The sequence below is a fragment of the Corynebacterium urinipleomorphum genome, assembly GCF_900155535.1.
Taxonomy (GTDB): Bacteria; Actinomycetota; Actinomycetes; order Mycobacteriales; family Mycobacteriaceae; genus Corynebacterium; species Corynebacterium urinipleomorphum.
The window spans coordinates 1-1,784 of the sequence record NZ_LT706959.1 but is presented as its reverse complement, the minus strand read 5'-3'; the positions used below and the strand labels follow the sequence as shown (position 1 = coordinate 1,784).

1 protein-coding gene is annotated in these 1,784 nt (G+C 59.0%); it reads right to left on the bottom strand.

Annotated features, from left to right (window positions below; genetic code table 11):
• Nucleotides 1–8: 8 nt before the first annotated feature.
• Nucleotides 9–1,439 carry an IS30 family transposase gene (locus CZ338_RS00045; RefSeq protein WP_143341209.1) on the bottom strand — a complete coding sequence of 477 codons (1,431 nt, stop codon included), beginning with the start codon at nt 1,437–1,439 and terminating at the stop codon, nt 9–11.
• Nucleotides 1,440–1,784 lie beyond the last annotated feature (345 nt).

Below are 1,784 nucleotides of genomic sequence, written 5' to 3'. Positions count from 1 at the left end.
CGGCGGGATCATGCGGTGATTGCGCCACCGTTGAATAGTTCTTCTAGTTTTTCACGGGGTGTGGCTCCGTGAAACTTGACGATGGGGGTGTCGTTGAGTTCGTTTTGGACCCAGGCGACTTCCTCGGCGCTGACAAGGGCGAAGTCGGTTCCTTTCGGGAAGAACCGGCGCCGGATTTCCCCGTTGGTGTTCTCGTTGGTGGGCCGCTGCCACGGTGAGTGCGGGTCGCAGAAATAGACCTTGCACCCATCAGCGATCGACACCGTGGCAGTCAGCGCCATTTCTGATCCTTGGTCCCACGTGATGGTCTTTAACTGTTCGGCGTTGAGGTCTTTGACCATGCGTTGCAGCGTTCCGACCACGGTGGCCGATGAGTGCTCGTCAGGCAAATGCCCCAGCAGGGTATACCGGCTGGAGCGTTCAATCAGGGTGATCAACGCACTTTTACCTCCTTTGCCGATGACGAGGTCTCCCTCCCAGTGCCCGGGGATAGCCCGGTCGTCGACTTCTGGTGGCCGGGTGGTGATTTCTGCACCTGTGATCCACGACCGGCTGTTGGTGGCAAGACCTGCTGTACGCGACCGTGGGGTGCGTTTCGTGCCGCCTTTGATCAGTACTTGCTGGGTCTTCATGATCGATTCCAGCTCCGCGCGAAGGCTGCCTTTGCCTTGGATGTAGAGCGCGGAGTAGATCGCTTCGTGGGATAGCTGCATGGTTTCATCATCGGCGAAAACCCGCTCCAGATGGCAGCTGATGCGCTTTGGTGACCATTTGCGTGCAACACCTGCGACAACGACTTTCCGCAACCGGTAGTTCGTGTCGATGCGGCGTGGTTTCGGCCTGGCCATCCGTCGTGTTGTGCGTTCACCGGCGACTTCGGCGTTATAGGTGTGCACCACCGTCCCGGCCGGGTTGATGACCTCCCACCCGTTACGGCGGATTTCTCTGGCAACCACGCTATGGTGCCGGCCGATAGATGAAGCGATCGCCCTAGCCGATAAGCCTTGGGCGCACCCGGCATGGATCTGGGCCCGGTCAGAGACGGTCAACCGTTTGCCCACCCCCACACGCATACCGTCGATGTCAGTTGGTGTAGCCGCCGTAGACACCGCGGCGGTGGATAAAGGTGCTGGCATGACACTATCTTTGCGCCACTGGTACACCGTCGATCTGCTGACCCCCAACCAGTCGGCAACCGCAGCCACCGGCACACCGTCAGCGAACATCTCCTCGGCGACTCGGCGGTTGTGTTTCCACTGCTTTGCAGTACCGCGGTCACTCGTTATCCCTGCTTTACGCATCCAGCTGTACACAGTCTTAGGTGCTACACCGAGACTTTCCGCAATCCGGTATGCGGACTGACCATCTAGCACGCAGGCAACGGCAGCTTGTTTATCCTCATCAGAAATGACTGTGCGCGCGGGTGCTTTTCCAGGCACGACCACGCCTTGTTCGATGAGCCAAGACCGCACAGACGATACGGGCAAGCCCACCCTACGAGCAGCGTGTGACACCGACGCGCCTTGTCGCACCAAGCCAGATGCTTGCTCAAATCGGTCCTGTCGGCTCTGTCTTCTGACTGTCGATGGACCGGCTACACCCGCTTTGTGCATCCAGCTGTAGACAGTTTTTGGCACCACCCCAAAATCCTCAGCAACCAAATAAGGGGACTCGCCAGCAGCAACACGGGCAACCGCCGCCTGACGAATTTCCTCCGGCACCCAACCAGTCACAACGCAACCACCTCTCGATCGAGATGGCGCATTCACCCATTGACAGTCCCT